The sequence below is a fragment of the Streptomyces sp. NPDC054834 genome (genome assembly GCF_053611185.1).
Window position 1 is genome coordinate 25,100 of sequence record NZ_JBSGZV010000015.1, and the last position, 13,796, is coordinate 38,895.

16 protein-coding genes, 3 pseudogenes and 1 riboswitch are annotated in these 13,796 nt (G+C 69.4%); of the genes and pseudogenes, 12 read left to right on the top strand and 7 right to left on the bottom strand.

Features of this window, described 5'->3' with window-relative positions; translation table 11 throughout:
- Positions 1-108: 108 nt before the first annotated feature.
- Positions 109-1,140 (bottom strand): medium chain dehydrogenase/reductase family protein, encoded by a 1,032-nt coding sequence (locus tag ACWGJM_RS21150; protein ID WP_453413215.1) that lies wholly within the window; start codon positions 1,138-1,140, stop codon positions 109-111.
- Positions 1,141-1,356: 216 nt separating this feature from the next.
- Between ACWGJM_RS21150 and ACWGJM_RS21155 the strand changes: the two genes are divergently transcribed.
- Together ACWGJM_RS21155 and ACWGJM_RS21160 are read left to right on the top strand one after the other, a co-directional pair.
- The gene (locus ACWGJM_RS21155; protein WP_453413385.1) at positions 1,357-2,247 is read left to right on the top strand and encodes an ATP-dependent DNA ligase; all 891 of its coding nucleotides are present in this window, start codon (positions 1,357-1,359) and stop codon (positions 2,245-2,247) included.
- 249 nt (positions 2,248-2,496) lie between these two features.
- Positions 2,497-2,748, top strand: a complete 252-nt coding sequence (locus ACWGJM_RS21160; RefSeq protein ID WP_453413216.1) for a replication-relaxation family protein — start codon at positions 2,497-2,499, stop codon at positions 2,746-2,748.
- Positions 2,749-2,951: 203 nt separating this feature from the next.
- Here the strand turns inward: ACWGJM_RS21160 and ACWGJM_RS21165 are convergent, their stop codons facing one another.
- Positions 2,952-3,668, bottom strand: coding sequence for a DUF4386 domain-containing protein (locus ACWGJM_RS21165; protein ID WP_453413217.1), 717 nt, complete (start codon positions 3,666-3,668; stop codon positions 2,952-2,954).
- A gap of 73 nt (positions 3,669-3,741) precedes the next feature.
- On the opposite strand from ACWGJM_RS21165, the gene ACWGJM_RS21170 reads away from it, so the two are divergent.
- The 3 genes and pseudogenes from ACWGJM_RS21170 to ACWGJM_RS21180 form a co-directional block, all read left to right on the top strand.
- Positions 3,742-4,548 (top strand): TetR/AcrR family transcriptional regulator, encoded by an 807-nt coding sequence (locus tag ACWGJM_RS21170; RefSeq protein WP_453413218.1) that lies wholly within the window; start codon positions 3,742-3,744, stop codon positions 4,546-4,548.
- Positions 4,549-4,877: 329 nt separating this feature from the next.
- Positions 4,878-5,123, top strand: a pseudogene (locus ACWGJM_RS21175) (5-methyltetrahydropteroyltriglutamate--homocysteine S-methyltransferase); the annotation flags it as partial.
- Positions 5,124-5,442: 319 nt separating this feature from the next.
- Positions 5,443-5,658 (top strand): annotated as a pseudogene (locus ACWGJM_RS21180) (histidine phosphatase family protein); the annotation flags it as partial.
- A gap of 90 nt (positions 5,659-5,748) precedes the next feature.
- Positions 5,749-5,896, bottom strand: a riboswitch (cobalamin riboswitch).
- Positions 5,897-5,993: 97 nt separating this feature from the next.
- Here the strand turns inward: ACWGJM_RS21180 and ACWGJM_RS21185 are convergent.
- The gene (locus ACWGJM_RS21185) at positions 5,994-6,236 is read right to left on the bottom strand and encodes a hypothetical protein (protein WP_453413219.1); all 243 of its coding nucleotides are present in this window, start codon (positions 6,234-6,236) and stop codon (positions 5,994-5,996) included.
- Positions 6,237-6,386: 150 nt separating this feature from the next.
- Here ACWGJM_RS21185 and efeU point away from each other — a divergent pair, with 150 nt between their 5' ends.
- The 3 genes from efeU (at position 6,387) to ACWGJM_RS21200 (ending at position 9,270) form a co-directional block, all read left to right on the top strand.
- On the top strand, positions 6,387-7,334 hold the full coding sequence (gene efeU / locus ACWGJM_RS21190) for an iron uptake transporter permease EfeU (protein ID WP_453413220.1): 948 nt from the start codon (positions 6,387-6,389) through the stop codon (positions 7,332-7,334).
- A 107-nt stretch (positions 7,335-7,441) separates the two neighbouring features.
- Entirely contained in the window at positions 7,442-8,095 is a 654-nt protein-coding gene (locus ACWGJM_RS21195; protein WP_453413221.1) for a cupredoxin domain-containing protein, read from the top strand.
- Between the two features lie 593 nt (positions 8,096-8,688).
- The gene (locus ACWGJM_RS21200; RefSeq protein WP_453413222.1) at positions 8,689-9,270 is read left to right on the top strand and encodes a TMEM165/GDT1 family protein; all 582 of its coding nucleotides are present in this window, start codon (positions 8,689-8,691) and stop codon (positions 9,268-9,270) included.
- A gap of 239 nt (positions 9,271-9,509) precedes the next feature.
- On the opposite strand, the pseudogene ACWGJM_RS21205 reads toward ACWGJM_RS21200, so the two are convergent.
- Positions 9,510-9,929, bottom strand: a pseudogene (locus tag ACWGJM_RS21205) (DoxX family membrane protein).
- A 37-nt stretch (positions 9,930-9,966) separates the two neighbouring features.
- Positions 9,967-10,695, bottom strand: coding sequence for a helix-turn-helix transcriptional regulator (locus ACWGJM_RS21210; RefSeq protein ID WP_453413223.1), 729 nt, complete (start codon positions 10,693-10,695; stop codon positions 9,967-9,969).
- A gap of 121 nt (positions 10,696-10,816) precedes the next feature.
- On the opposite strand from ACWGJM_RS21210, the gene ACWGJM_RS21215 reads away from it, so the two are divergent.
- From ACWGJM_RS21215 to ACWGJM_RS21230, 4 genes are all read left to right on the top strand, one after another.
- On the top strand, positions 10,817-11,365 hold the full coding sequence (locus tag ACWGJM_RS21215; protein ID WP_453413224.1) for a DUF2231 domain-containing protein: 549 nt from the start codon (positions 10,817-10,819) through the stop codon (positions 11,363-11,365).
- A 72-nt stretch (positions 11,366-11,437) separates the two neighbouring features.
- Complete coding sequence (locus ACWGJM_RS21220; protein WP_453413225.1) at positions 11,438-11,893, top strand: hypothetical protein; 456 nt, start codon at positions 11,438-11,440, stop codon at positions 11,891-11,893.
- 1 nt (position 11,894) lies between these two features.
- A complete protein-coding gene (folE, locus tag ACWGJM_RS21225) occupies positions 11,895-12,548 on the top strand; it encodes a GTP cyclohydrolase I FolE (protein WP_453413226.1) in 654 nt (217 codons plus the stop codon).
- Between the two features lie 49 nt (positions 12,549-12,597).
- The gene (locus tag ACWGJM_RS21230; protein ID WP_453413227.1) at positions 12,598-12,954 is read left to right on the top strand and encodes an ArsC/Spx/MgsR family protein; all 357 of its coding nucleotides are present in this window, start codon (positions 12,598-12,600) and stop codon (positions 12,952-12,954) included.
- 58 nt (positions 12,955-13,012) lie between these two features.
- Here ACWGJM_RS21230 and ACWGJM_RS21235 read toward each other — a convergent pair whose 3' ends face one another.
- Both ACWGJM_RS21235 and ACWGJM_RS21240 read right to left on the bottom strand, forming a co-directional pair.
- The gene (locus ACWGJM_RS21235) at positions 13,013-13,282 is read right to left on the bottom strand and encodes a hypothetical protein (RefSeq protein ID WP_453413228.1); all 270 of its coding nucleotides are present in this window, start codon (positions 13,280-13,282) and stop codon (positions 13,013-13,015) included.
- Between the two features lie 77 nt (positions 13,283-13,359).
- Positions 13,360-13,770, bottom strand: a complete 411-nt coding sequence (locus tag ACWGJM_RS21240) for an STAS domain-containing protein (RefSeq protein WP_453413229.1) — start codon at positions 13,768-13,770, stop codon at positions 13,360-13,362.
- Between the last annotated feature and the right edge of the window lie 26 nt (positions 13,771-13,796).

The window sequence follows — 13,796 nt, forward strand, 5'->3', positions numbered from 1 at the left end:
GGGCGTTCGCGCCGTGACGAGGCGCGGAGGGGATGCGGGGACAGTGCGGCGGGCGCGCGAACAGTGCGACCTGCGGGGGTGCGTGTGTGCGGGCTTCCGCGTGATGCGTCAGGCGTGCAGGACGACCTTTCCGGCGACGGTCCCGGACTCGGCCAGCCGCATCGCCTCGGCGACCTGGGTCAGGGGCAGTTCGGCGGCGATCTGGGCGGTGATATCACCGCGACGCAGGGCTTCGAAGACCTCGGTGAGGTCGTTGCGCAGCCGGACCTGGAAACGGCCGCGGTTCAGGGCGCGCCCGGCCCAGACGTTGAAGAAGTAGGCACGGCGGCGGTTGGGCAGCGTGTTCCACAGCCATACCCGGCCCAGCAGCTTGAGGACGGGCCACTGCTTGGAGCCCTCTTCGTCACGGGTGGAGGCGCTGCCGTAGGAGACGAGCGTGCCGCCGGGGGCGAGCAGGTGCCAGGAGTCGACGATGCCGCGGCCTCCGACGTGGTCGAAGACGGCGTCCACGCCCCGTGGGGCGAGTTCACGGACGCGGGCCGGGATGTTCGCCGTACGGTAGTCGATCGGGGTCACTCCCTGTTCCCGCAGGGCGGAGTGGTGGCGTGCGGAGGCGGTGCCGATCACGTTCGCCCCGGCGGCTTGGGCGAGCTGGACCAGGACGGAGCCGACTCCCCCGTTGGCTCCGTGCACCAGGACGGTCTGCCCTGCGCGGACGCGGGCCTTGCGGTGCAGCATCTGCCAGGCCGTGATGCCGTTGATCACCACAGTTTCCGCCTCGGCCGCGCCGATCCCGTCCGGGACCGGCACCAGGTCGGCGGCGTCGAGGACCACGTGGCTGGCCCAGCCGCCGATCTTCAGCAGCGCGGCCACCCGGGTGCCGGCCAGACCCGCATCGACACCCTCGCCGGTCGCCGCCACGGTGCCGACCATGTCGTAGCCGGGGACGAACGGGAAGGGCGGCTGGTCGTAGTAGCGGCCGCGGCGCATCTGCTGCTCCGCGAAGGAGACACCGGTGGCTTCCATGCGGACGACCACCTGGCCGGGGCCGGCGGTCGGGACGGCGCCGTGGCGCACCTGAAGCCCTTCCGGCTCGGCCTTTCCCGGCAGTACGACCTCGACCATCGCTGCGGCGTTCATGACGACCTCCCTCGACTCGACCAGCTTCGTTAGCAGCTGGCGCTTTCGTTAGAAGCTATAACTCCCGCAGAGTGACAGTCAAGTGCGTTCGTAATAGGGTCTAACTCAGGGCGTGCGACCAGCCGCTCACCCGGCCCTCGGGAGCCGGCGACCACACAGGGAAAGATTGAGGCTGGGGCCGCGCAACTGCCGGACGCGACCGCGCTGGACGGCGAGCTGGTCGTATGGGACGCCGCGGGACGTCTCGCCTTCGAGCGGCTGCAGAACCGGCTCCAGCGGCGCGGCGCCGGCGCGGCCCGGGCCGCAGGCGAGTGGCCGGCGCACTTCGTCGCCCTCGATCTGCTGCGGTTGTCCGGGACCGACACCACCGCCTGGCCGTACCGGCGGCGCCGGACCGCGCTGGAGTCGGTGTTCGCCGCCCGGCACCTGTCGGCGCCGTGGACGCTGTGCCCGTCGACCACCAACCCGGGCACCGTGCACGAGTGGCTGACGTGGGCGGCCGTCGGCATGGAAGGCATCGTCTTCAAACGGCTGGACGACGCCTACCACCCGGCGGCAAGAGGCTGGCACAAGTACAAGGTTCACGAGACGACCGAGGCGATCGTCGGCGCGGTCACCGGCAGCCCGGCCGCTCCCCACACGCTGCTGCTCGGCAGATCCGACGACGACGGATATCTGCGGTACGCGGGCCGCACCACCAACCTCACCCAGGCGGCCAGCGACACGGTCGCCGACCTGCTCGCCCCGGCCCGGCACGACCATCCCTGGACCGGCTGGTCGTTCTCCGCAGGGTGGGGCAGCCGGGAGACGCTGGACGTCACGCTCGTGGAACCCGAGCTGGTGGTGGAAGCCGGCGTCGACGTCGCCCGCGACGCCTCCGGCCACTGGCGCCACCCCGCACGCCTGCACCGCCCCCGCCCCGACCTCTCCCCCCACCGACGTCCCCCACATGACGCCACCGCCGCATTGACGGCGGCGCGGGCGCGGCGGCCCCGCCGACGCGCAACCGGCCGAGGGCGCCCCGATCCCCTCGCCCGCCGCCCGGGACCTGTCCCACCCACCCACTTCTCTTTCTTCCTGCTGTGGGACGTGGAGTCGGGGGCGTAGAGGGAATGTCGGCCTCCCGACCACGGCCCGAGCAGCGTGGTGACCTGCCGGTTTGCGGGCGGGCGGACGAGCGGGTGCGGCCGGTTGTCGGCGGGGATTACGGCCTGGTCCACGGAGGCGTTGTCGCTTCGTGACCGTGGTCAGGCTTTCGCGGTCGGGGCTCTGGTCGGGGCCGGCTGCTGGCCTGTCCGGCACGCGCGGCGTTGGACAGGCCGGTGCCACACCGGATGGGAAGCGAGCGGATCCGTGATGATCGGCGTGGACGCGGGCAGCGGAGACCGGCTGGCGCTGGCGGTGCTGACGCAGTACCGAATGGCCACCACCGAGCAGATGCACCGGGTGATCGCCCCTTCGGTGCGGATTGAGCAGACGAGGCGCAGGCTGACCAGACTGTGCGCCGAGGGGCTGGTCGACCGCATCACCTTGCCGCAGGCCGGACGGACTCGGGCCTGGTTCCCGACCGCGTACGGGCCGCCGCCAGCCCCGACTACGCGGGCGTGAACTCCCAGACTCGTCAGAACGTCGAAAGTCGAGAGACCTTGCCGCGGGAGCTTGGGCCGCCAGGACGTCAGGACCGGCGCACGCGGCAGCTCGGCGGTGACGGTCGTGTAGTCGCGACCTCAACTTGTTGCTGAGAAAGAAGTTCTTGTGCAGGCGGAGTCGCGCCGTGCGGTCGCCGGGACAGGCCGACCGCACGGGCCTGCCTACAACGCCGTCGGCTGGAGGGTGCTCGGAATGGGCGCCGGGGCGGCGTGTGCCTCGTCGAGCGGAGTCCGGAAGCCCTTGATGAGCATGAAGAGGGCGAGGCAGATTTCCCAGGCGAACACCGGGATGGCCGCGAGCGCGGCCCAGGCCGAGATCTGGTCGATGAGGCCGAACATCTGGGCAGTCCCCGAGGCGAACACCAGCGGACCGCCGATGAGTCCCAGCGTGGAGATGAACCGGGGCACGATCCGGGACCGATGCAGCAGGTAGGCCAGCAGCACGGTGTTGGTCCCGCAGACCAGGCTCGGGCCCACCAGGAAGGTCCAGTTGTGGAGGGCGATCATTGCTTCCCCGAGAGGGACGGTGCCGGGCTGTGTGGGGGCATCGTGGCGCAGGGTTATCACGGCGAGCAGCGGGACGACGCCGACGGCGATGACGGCGGCCTCCAGGGTGCGCAGCCCGACATAGCCGAATGCCACTGATTCGTTCGTGCGCTTGACGACGGGGAATAGCGCGACCGCGGTGCCGACGATCGCCAGCGCGAGGAGCACTTCGAGAAGGGCCCCGAGGACGACCTGCGTCTCGGGGCCCGAGCCGGTGATGTAGTGCTTGTTGTTGAGGACCGGCCCGTACAGGGCCAGCGCCGTAACCGACGTGACATGTGTGACCAGGAAGAGAACACCGGCGGCGGTGGCGGTTGTGCGGGTGGATGTCATGGCGGCCTCTCAGACGAGCCTTGGTATACGGCGTACACCTTGGCGGATTGAACGTAGGTGTACGCTGTACGCCATGTCAAGTGACCGACCTCCACACCCCACCCAGGTGCAGTCGGACCCCGCCGCCGAGACCAGTCAGCCCACCACCCGGACCCGCCTCAACCGGGACCGTGTCCTGCGCGCCGCAGTCGCACTCGCCGACAGCGCCGGCATCGAAGCGGTGAGCATGCGCCATCTCGCGCAGGAGCTCGGCGTGGTGCCGATGGCGCTCTACAAGCACGTGGCCAACAAGGACGAGCTGCTTGACGGGATGGTCGACATCGTCATCGGCGAGATCGAGCCGCCCGCTGAGGATCCGAGCTGGAAGCAAGCAGTCCGGCGACGCATCCTCTCCGCACGACGCGCCCTGCTCCATCACCCCTGGGCACCGCAGCTGATCGAGTCCAGGGGCCAAGCCTCACCAGTGGTCCTGGAGTACATGAACTCCCTCATCGGCACCTTCCGCACCGGCGGACTCTCGGCCGACCTCACTCACCACGCCATGCACGCGCTCGGCAGCAGGATGTGGGGCTTCACCCAGGAGGTGTTCCCCACGCCCCCGCCTCCCGCCGACCCCGAACTGCGCGAGCTCATGTTCCGCGACGTCGCCCTGCGATATCCACACATCATCGAGATCGCCACCATCAGCGCCCACGACCCCGACTCCGCCATCGGCTGCGATGACCAGTTCGAGTTCGAGTTCGCCCTCGACCTCCTCCTCGACGGATTCGACCGACTCCACCACCAGTCCTGGAGCTCCGCAGACACACGCGACCGAGACCGCGGAACCCACCCCTCTCCGCTCCCCGGCACCACGGCGACGCCGAGCGTTGAGCACTGAGGGCCTGCCAACTGCCTCGATCGCCTGGCGGAGCCCGCGTGGCGACATGACCGCCTTCAAGACTCGAGAACATCCCGTGATCAGCTCCGGCGCGTGATCATCACCGCCCGATTTCCGCCAACCCGCCCAGCTCGGCCCCCCGATGAGGAAATCCGCGCCGTCCAGCAGGCATGGGCCGCCGCCAGCCTCGACACGGCAGCCTGATCACCCAGACCTGTCAGAACGTCGAAAGTCGAGGTACACATCGCCTTGCGTAAAGGGTGCTGCACGCGTCGGGCTGCCACTCGCAGCGGTGAGGCAACCGGTGCGCGGCGCGGATGAAGCGGTTACTGGCCGGCCACGGCTACCCGCGCGAGGCCGAACCCGGCGTCTACGACATCCGTTCCCCGCGCGTCCCGAGCACCGAGGAAGCAGCCAAGCTCCGCCGGACCGGTCTCAAGGCCATCCCCGCCGAACGACTCTGGGCCAACCTCGACTGTGGTCTGGAGACCTGCGGCTGGCCCGAGACCCGCCCCGCCCTGGAGAACCTGGTCGCCGAGGCACGCACCGTTAGGAGTGAGCTGCCCGCGTCCTGATCCCGACGACCGCCCGGGGGCTGAGTGTTCGCGCTCCGTCGCCGGCCGGTCGTCGGCGCGGCCACAGCAAGATCGCCCACTTCGATGGAACGGTAGCCTGCGCACATGCTCGGGCACGTGCCCAGCCGGTGGAGACCCGACCCCATGACTCAGACGGCAGGAGCGACAGCGTGACCAGCCGCGTCACCCTTATCTCGCCCGCGACGAACCCGTCGCTGCGTCAGGCCCGCTTCGACGACGGCCGGACCCCGCTCGACGACGGGGCAGGACACGGGCCCGGGCTGCGGTCGGAACGCCACGTTCGCCTGCTCGCGTCGTCACCTCTCCCAGCATGCGCTGCCGTGAAACGGCCGCAGCACTCGGACTGGACGACAGTGAGCCTGTGGCGGAACTCGCCGCCCTGCGCGTGGGCCGGTGGCAGGACCGCACGCTCGACGACGTCGGCGCGGCCGAACCAGAGGCCGTGGCGCAGTGGCTCGCCGACCCGGCCTCAGCACCCCACGGCGGGCAGTCGGTGCAGGAGCTATGCCTGCGCATCGGGCAGTGGCTGGACAGTGTCTCCGTGGCGGACGGCCGCATGGTCGCTGTGGTGGCGGGCCTCCTCTGGGAGTTCGCGTCCCATCTCGGTGGTGCACATGACGACGGCTACGGGTCTGACTCGCCGCCACCTCTTCGCAAGGCGGCGGCACACAGTGGCGCGACCGTGCCGGATTCCCACCGGCTTCCGTCTTGCCGTCATCGATATCCCACCGACCGTACCGTGTGTCGCGGACATGGCCAATAACGCGCCACCTGGCGTGGTTCATCTCGGGCACCGATGACACAGCCCTGTGGAACCTGTGGGTCAGCGGCAGCGGAATGACAGAACAGCTAGTGCTGGCTGTTGCGGAACCCGATCACTACGGCGCCCCACCAGCAAATCTGGGAGATCAGGGCGGTGGTGGCGCCCCGGGCCATGAGGCGTGGGGGCAGCGGGGTAGCTGCGTGTTGGGCCATGCGTCTGTTGAGGAGCCCGGCTTGCAGGCCGTTGAGGGTGAGAGTGAGGACCAGTGCCAGCTTGGTGCGGGTGAGGGGGGAGGCCAGGTCTGGATGGAGCAGCGTGCCGCTGAGCACGAGTCCGGCGAGACCGTCCCGATGGGGATGTGCAGGCGTGCGGTGGCGCTGAGGGTGTCGCTCAGGGGGCACCGTCGCGATATCCGCAGCAGTCCGTAGTAGTCGGCCACCATGACGGCACCGAAGCCGAGCACCAGGGAGGCCAGGTGGATGAAGAGAGCGGCGGTGTGCAGGGCGGGATCCGCGTGCAGGTGCAGGGATACCCATACGCAGGCCGTCAGGGCCCAGGCACACCGTCACAGCGCCCGCGGCGATCGTCCACCAGGAGTCGTGAAGACCCAGCGGCCTGGCCTGGCCGGTGCCGGACAGCGCGGGTGCAGGCCGAATAGACACCGACGGCTCCGGGGGCAGAGCAGACACAGACTCCTCCACCCGGGCGTGCTGACCGCCGTGGCGCTGAGCCTCGTGTTCGGCGCCGTACTCACCTTCACCTCCTCCCGCATGTCCTTCGAGGCCCAGGAAGCCTTCGGGGGGACCCTGTCCATCGTCGCGGTGGGATTCGTCACCTGGATGATCTTCTGGATGCGCCGGACCGCCCGCACCCTCAAGTCCGAACTGCACGGCAGGCTCGACGCCGCGCTCGCGATGGGCACCATGGCCCTGGTGGTGACCGCGTTCATCGCGGTGGGCCGGGAGGGCCTGGAGACCGCCCTGTTCATCTGGACCGCTATCCAGGCCACCGGTCAGAGCACCGACCCCGTCATCGGCGCCGGCCTCGGACTGGTCAGCGCCGTCCTGCTGGGCTACCTGTTCTACCGGGGGGCCGTGAAAATCAACCTGGCGAAGTTCTTCACCTGGACCGGAGCCGCCCTGGTGGTCGTCGCCGCAGGCGTCTTCTCCTACGGCGTCCACGACCTGCAAGAGGCCGGCGTCCTGCCCGGCCTGGACAACATCGCCTTCGACGTCTCCGGCGCCGTCCCGCCCAGCAGCTGGTACGGCACCCTGCTCAAGGGCACCGTCAACTTCAGCCCGGCATCCAGCTGGCTCGAGGTCACCGCCTGGCTCGCCTACATCCTGCCGGTGATGACCGTCTTCTTCCTGCCCGGCCGGGCCAAGTCCCCCGCCCCGGCCGGTCCGGCACTGCCGACCGAACGCTGAAGCCCGCTCCACCCTCCCCGTTTCCCGCTCGCTCCCCGGAGATCTGCCGTGCCATCTTCCCGTTCCCTCTCGTCCTTGCCGGCGCCGCGCTACTGACCCTCCCGCTCTTGGCTTCCTGCAACGACACCGAGAACTCCACATCCGGCGACAGCAAGGTCGCCATCAACGCCACCGACACCGCCTGCGACGTCGCAAAGACCGAACTGAAGGCCGGCGAGACCACCTTCGCTGTCACCAACAAGGGCGGTAAGACCACCGAGGTCTACGTCTACGGCGAACACGACGGCGCCTACACCAAGGTCATCAGCGAGGTCGAGAACATCGGCCCCAGCACCTCCCGCGACATGGAGATGAAACTGACAGGCGGCACCTACGAGATCGCCTGCAAGCCCGGCCAGAGCGGCGACGGCATCAGAACAAAGATCACCGTCGAAGGCGCCAAGGCCGACGAAGACACCGAAGCCGCCTACGACCGCGAAATCGAGGTCGAAGCCGAGAACTTCAAGCTGGAGGGCTTGGAGAACTTCACCGCCAAGGCCGAAGAGGAGATCGAGTTCAAGCTGGAGAACAAGGGCACCGACGAACACGAACTGGAGATCTTCGGCCCCGACGGCAAGGAGGCCGGAGAAGTCAGCCCGGTCAAGCCCGGCGCGACCGGAGAAGCCGTCATCACCCTCACCAAGCCCGGCACCTACACCTACAAGTGCGGCATCAGCAGTCACGCCTACCAGGGCATGAAGGGCACCTTCACAGTCAACTGACCAGCCTTCACGCGGTCAGGCGGGCGGCGGCGCTCCCCCTTGGGCGCCGCCCGCTGTCCACCCCGCCGACGGTGATACGGGCGAGTCAGCCGACGCAGCAGCAGGGCTTTGTGACCTCGGCGGAGTAGGTCCGGGTGGCGAGTTCCAGGGCTTCGGACATGGCCAGGCAGGGGCTCAGGTGTGGGCAGCCGTCCGACGGCGAGCGAGTCCCGCGCTGATGGCGCAGGTGCCAGCGTGAACGAAGCCAGGGCACAGACCCGAGACGCCCGAGGACGCTGACCTATCCAGCCCTACAGCCAGCCGCCGGCCGTCCGGGAGGTGATGCCGGGCATGCGGCCGCTGCCCGGTAGACTGGCGGGAGCGAAGGGGAGTAGTCCCGCAAACCGCTGGTCGACACGCTGGACGTCCCAGGACGTCCCGGCCACCGGGCCGCCGCACACGATGCGGGGGCGGACGAGACCTTCGGCCAAGGCATGACCCGGCCTGCACCACCGTGCGGGCTGCTCCGTCGTGCCGGGCCGAGAGGACTCACCCGTCGCCCTGCTGAGCGTCGCACGAGGCCCGCGGCCCGGCCCCAGCAGAAAGCACCCGGAATGACTCTCGACCCCCTGGCGATCATCACCGCCTTCGGGCTGATCTTCCTCGCCGAACTCCCCGACAAGACCATGTTCGCCTCGCTGGCCATGGGCACGCGCATGCGGCCGCTGTACGTGTGGTTCGGCACCTCCACCGCGTTCATCGTCCACGTCGCGATCGCGGTCGGCGCCGGCAGCCTCCTCAGCCTGCTGCCGATCATGGCCGTCAAGCTCGTTTCCGCTGCCTTGTTCGCCTTCGGAGCCTTCGTCCTGCTGCGCGGCGGGGACGACGACGAGAGCGATACGGCCGCCAAGACGGTCACCGGCTTCTGGCCCGTCTACACCACAGCCTTCATGGCCGTCTTCATCAGTGAATGGGGCGACCTCACCCAGATCACGACCGCCAACCTCGCCGCCACCAACGGCTGGCTGCCCACCGCCATCGGCTCAGCCGCGGCCCTGATGTCCGTCTCCGCCCTGGCCCTGCTGGTCGGCCGGTTCATCGCCAAGCGCGTCCCGCTCAAGACCGTGCAGCGCATCGGCGCCCTGTGCATGGCCGGCCTGGCCATCTGGACCCTCATCGAAGCATTCACCGGGTAAAACCCCACCGCCCTCCGCCTCCACCAGCACGGTAGGGCCGGGCAGGGCAGGGCACACCGTACCCGGCCAGGGCCCTGCCACTACCGCGCACTCAGTACGCCAACCAGGCGGGAGCCCGCAGCCGCGCACTCCTTACGGGGGAGCGCTGATAGCGGCCATGGTCATCACCCGACCACAGCATGGCACCGTCGGAAGTGCCAACTGGTCGTGGTGAGCGGGCGGGCGGGCGCGCTTGGTGTCTACAGACTGAGCGTGATCGCGGCGGCGACTCCGCCCAGGCCAAGGTCGCCGCTACCGCAGCGGAAGAAGCGGTCGACAGCCAGCCGGCCCGGGCTGGCTGGCAGTGACGGCCAGTGCGACGACAGCGATGCACACGTTGCATGCGACGCCACCGTCCGCCTCCCACGGGCCGTGGGGCGTGCATGACGCCGATCAGGGCGGCAGCCGCGGGCGGCGTCAGCAGGCCGAGGGCTAGACCGAGGCCGCCGAGCAGATCGGACAGCCCGCCGATCACGGCGAAGAGCTTCCCGTGCGGTAGCCGAGGGCGGCGAACCCCTTGCCGATCGCGCCGTCAGGCTGTGACCGCTGAAGAGCCCGAAGATCTTCTGTGAGCCATGGGCGGCCCTCAGCAGTCCGAAGGTCAGCCTGAGGAGCAGCAGGTCGGCGTCACGTCAGCGGTCGGGAGCCATCCGGCCATCACGCATCGGGGTCACTCGGGCGCAGTCGCACGCAGCATTCCCCGGGCTCGGGGGCCAGGACGGCCTGTACCCCGCTGATCTCAAGGCCGCCCAGGTAGCCGGAGAGGAAAGCCTGGTTCATGCCGCACACCAGATCCGGGGCCTTGGCGGCCAACGGATGGAAGGGGCAGTTGCGCAGCCGGAGCTGGGTGGGGGTTTCCCGGACGGGTTCGTAGCCGTACTCATCCAGCAGCCGCTCGCAGACGGTCAGTCCGCGCTCGGGGCCCAGCCGGCCCGGGCGGGTCTCCTCCCGCGCCGTCTCGCCCATCTCGCGGCCGCGCTGTTCGGCGGTCCGTATAGCTGCCTGCGTGGCGTTTTCGTCGGCGCCCTCGGTCAGGACGGCGTCCAGGAGAAGGTCCGCCAGGAGTTCATGGCGCCGGTCGGGGATGTTCACGGTGATCTGGGCGTCGGTGGGTTCGTACACCTTGGGCTGTCTGCCGACCTTGCGGATCCCTCCGGGTGTTTCGTATCGGGCGCGGAGCAGGCCGGCGTCGACGAGCTTGTCGAGATGGAACGCGGCGAGCTTGCGGGATATGCCGACACTCGCGGCGGCCTCGTCGCGGGTGACCGCGCGGCCGGCACGCCGGATGAAGAGGAACATGCGCCTCCGCGAGTCCTCGCTCAGGGCGCTGACGGAGTCGATGGCGCGGTCGGCCGCATCGGCCCGCGAGGTCAGATCAGAAGCCACACGACCACGATAACTCCCACCAGTGTGGGCGCAAGCGTTCTTTTGGCCGAATCATCTGGGCCACTTGACGTCCTCCTCCAATAGAACCAAGATTTGTTGGTGAAACTAGTGGGAGGTTGCGATGGCTGATCAGTCACATCTGCAGGCGAAGCGTCCGGTCAGCGCCTCGCTGGCCGGCCCGTACGGCCACCCGTTCCACCCGATCCTGGTGACCGTGCCGATCGGTGCCTGGGTGACGAGCCTGGTGTTCGACATCGCCTCACACGTCGTGCACCGTCCGGGCTTCCTGACCCAGGGTTCGGAGTGGCTGATCGGGGTCGGGGTGATCGGTGCCCTGCTGGCGGCCATGGTCGGATTCCTCGACCTGTTCGCCATTCCCACCGCGACGCGGGCCTTCCGGACCGCCCTGGTCCACATGACGCTGAACCTGCTGGTGACCGCCGCCTACGCCGTCAACTTCCTGTGGCGCTACAGCACCTACACCGACGGGGGAAGCGTCGGCATCGGCCGGCTGGTCCTGTCCGCGATCAGTGTGGCGGCCCTGGGCGTATCGGGGTTCCTGGGCGGCAAGCTCGCCTACCGCTACGGCGTACGGGTCGCCGATGAGAACACCCAGGCCGAGGGATACACACCTGACCGCAGCCCGAGGAGCGCCCGCTCCACCGTGTGACCCGGCCCGCGCACCCGCCACGGCCGCCGGTGCTCCCGGCAGCCTTCGACATCACATCACTTGGGAGTTCCCATGGACATCGCCGCACTGATCGCCTGGGTGGTCACCGCCCTCGGCGGCTTCTACATGCTCGGCACCTGGATCCAACGCGGCGGAATCCGCCAGCAGCAGTCCGGCACCAGCCGCCTGCCCGCACCGGTCGTCTTCGGGCACTTCGCCCTGGCCGCGGTCGGGCTGGTGGTGTGGATCATCTATGTCGTGGCCGACAAGAGCGCCCTGGCCTGGACCGCGTTCGGTCTGCTGCTGCCGGTCGCCCTGCTGGGATTCGTGATGCTGGCCCGCTGGATCCCCGTCTACCGCGACCGTACTGCGTCCGGGGCGGCACCGGCCGCCACCGGCCCGGGAGCTCAAGGTGCCGTCCCTGCCGAACGGCACTTCCCGCTCGCGGTGGTGCTGGCACACGGGCTGTTCGCGGTGCTCACCCTGATCCTGGTCCTGCTCACCGCCCTCGGTATCGGTGGCAGCTGACATGACCGAGCGCTCGCACCGCACCACCGCCCGAATAGACGCCGCCCCGGAGCCGACGGCGCCCGCACGGCCCGCTCTGCGGGTCGTGCACGAGTCCCCCGGGATCGACCTGGCCGCCGCGGAAGCCGCGGCCGGCCAGTTCCTCCAGGCTCTGGGCATCTCCACCGCCTCGGACAGCCTGCGCGGCACGCCGGGCAGGATGGCCCGCGCGTATGCCGAACTGTTCAGCCCGCGCGCCTTCGACCTGACCACCTTCCCCAACGACGAGGGCTACGACGAACTCGTCCTGGCCCGCCGCATACCCGTCCGCTCGGTGTGTGAGCACCATCTGCTGCCGTTCGTGGGCACCGCCCACGTCGGCTACCTGCCAGGCGCCCGCATCCTGGGCCTGTCCAAGCTGGCCCGCGTCGTCGAACACTTCGCCTGCCGCCCACAGGTCCAAGAACGCCTGACAAAACAGGTCGCCGACTGGCTGCAGACCCACCTGGAACCGAAAGGCGTCGGAGTCGTGATCGAAGCCGAGCACTCCTGCATGACCCTGCGCGGCGTCCAGGCCACCGGCTCCAGCACCATGACCTCCACCCTGCTCGGCCTGCTGCGCTCCGACGCCCGCTCCCGCAGCGAATTCCTCGCCCTGACCGGCGCCACCTCCTGACCCACCGCGCCGCACGCAGCCCGGCACCGCATCGGAAAGACCACAACGCATGGAAATCTGGATCAACCCAACCTGCTCCAAGTGCAGCTCCGCCCTGTCCCTGCTGGACGCCGAGGGCGCCCAGTACACAGTTCGGCACTACTTGGAACAGCCACCCACCGCTGACGAGCTCGAGCATGTGCTGGACCGGCTTGGGCTGGAGCCCTGGGACATCACCCGGCTCGGAGAACCGGCCGCGGCCGATCTGGGGATGGCAACATGGAGGCGGGACGCCGCGCACCGCGACCGCTGGGTCCAGGCCCTGGCCAACCATCCCATCCTCATCCAACGCCCGATCATCACCGCAGACGACGGCACAGCAGCCGTCGGCCGATCCCCTGCCGCCGTACGGTCAGTCCTGCACTGACCCCGTCGACGACCCCGGCCCGGCTCGTAGCCGCCCAGCGCATGAAAGCCGGCCTGGCTCAGGCAGAGCTGGCGGGAGTGTCGTGTGGTTGCTCGGGGGCGGGGCTGGCGTCGGTGTAGGTGAGCACGTCGCGGCCGCAGGGTGAGAGTCGCGCTGCCCACACGATGGGCCGGCCCTCGTGCGCGGACAGCTCCATCTCCCGGTCGGCCAGTTCTGCCAGCCCCTGCCCGGCCGCGGCCTCCACCGCCTGCTGATGGTGCGGCTGAAGGTCTCCCGACAACGCCCAGCCCCACCGGGCCTGCCGTTCCCGGACAGGCCCACACGTCACGAAGGAAGCCGACCCCACAGCTCTTTGTGCGTGCACTGCAGACCGGACACCGCACTCGGCATCCCGGGAAAGAAGAACTAGCGTGGGTCTTTCCGGTCGTGTGCGGCTTGCGCGACGCGATGGTCGGGGTAGGTGGTGAAGACCTGGCCGAGGCCGGTGATGTCCATCAGACGCTGCACCCGCGGGCTTGGAGCGACCAGAGCCAGGTGTCCCCCGGCGCCTCGCACTGCCCGGTCGGCCTGGAGGAGACAGGTCAGGCCGCTGGAATCGATGAGGGCCACCCGGGACAGGTCCACCAGGACGGTCGGGGCTGGCCTTTCCAGGACGGTCTGCAGCCAGTCCGTGAGCTGGGTGGTGGTGTGGTGGTCGAGGTCGCCGGTCACCGTGAGCAGGAAGCCGCCCGCACCCCAGGGTTCGGTGCCGAGGGTGAGCTTCCCGGTCGTGGCCGGCAGATCGTCCCGGTGGTGGGCATCGTCTCTCCTCTCCACTGCGCGGCTCCTTGCCTTTGGCGGTG

Bases quoted from the DNA above. Each gene is read 5' to 3' on its own strand.
- ACWGJM_RS21215 (WP_453413224.1), top strand. From the start codon at position 10,817: ATGGCTGATCAGTCACATCTGCAGGCGAAGCGTCCGGTCAGCGCCTCG.
- ACWGJM_RS21220 (WP_453413225.1), top strand. From the start codon at position 11,438: ATGGACATCGCCGCACTGATCGCCTGGGTGGTCACCGCCCTCGGCGGC.
- efeU (WP_453413220.1), top strand. From the start codon at position 6,387: ATGAAGAGAGCGGCGGTGTGCAGGGCGGGATCCGCGTGCAGGTGCAGG.
- ACWGJM_RS21165 (WP_453413217.1), bottom strand. From the start codon at position 3,668: ATGACATCCACCCGCACAACCGCCACCGCCGCCGGTGTTCTCTTCCTG.
- folE (WP_453413226.1), top strand. From the start codon at position 11,895: ATGACCGAGCGCTCGCACCGCACCACCGCCCGAATAGACGCCGCCCCG.
- ACWGJM_RS21150 (WP_453413215.1), bottom strand. From the start codon at position 1,140: ATGAACGCCGCAGCGATGGTCGAGGTCGTACTGCCGGGAAAGGCCGAG.
- ACWGJM_RS21200 (WP_453413222.1), top strand. From the start codon at position 8,689: ATGACTCTCGACCCCCTGGCGATCATCACCGCCTTCGGGCTGATCTTC.
- ACWGJM_RS21160 (WP_453413216.1), top strand. From the start codon at position 2,497: ATGATCGGCGTGGACGCGGGCAGCGGAGACCGGCTGGCGCTGGCGGTG.
- ACWGJM_RS21170 (WP_453413218.1), top strand. From the start codon at position 3,742: ATGTCAAGTGACCGACCTCCACACCCCACCCAGGTGCAGTCGGACCCC.
- ACWGJM_RS21230 (WP_453413227.1), top strand. From the start codon at position 12,598: ATGGAAATCTGGATCAACCCAACCTGCTCCAAGTGCAGCTCCGCCCTG.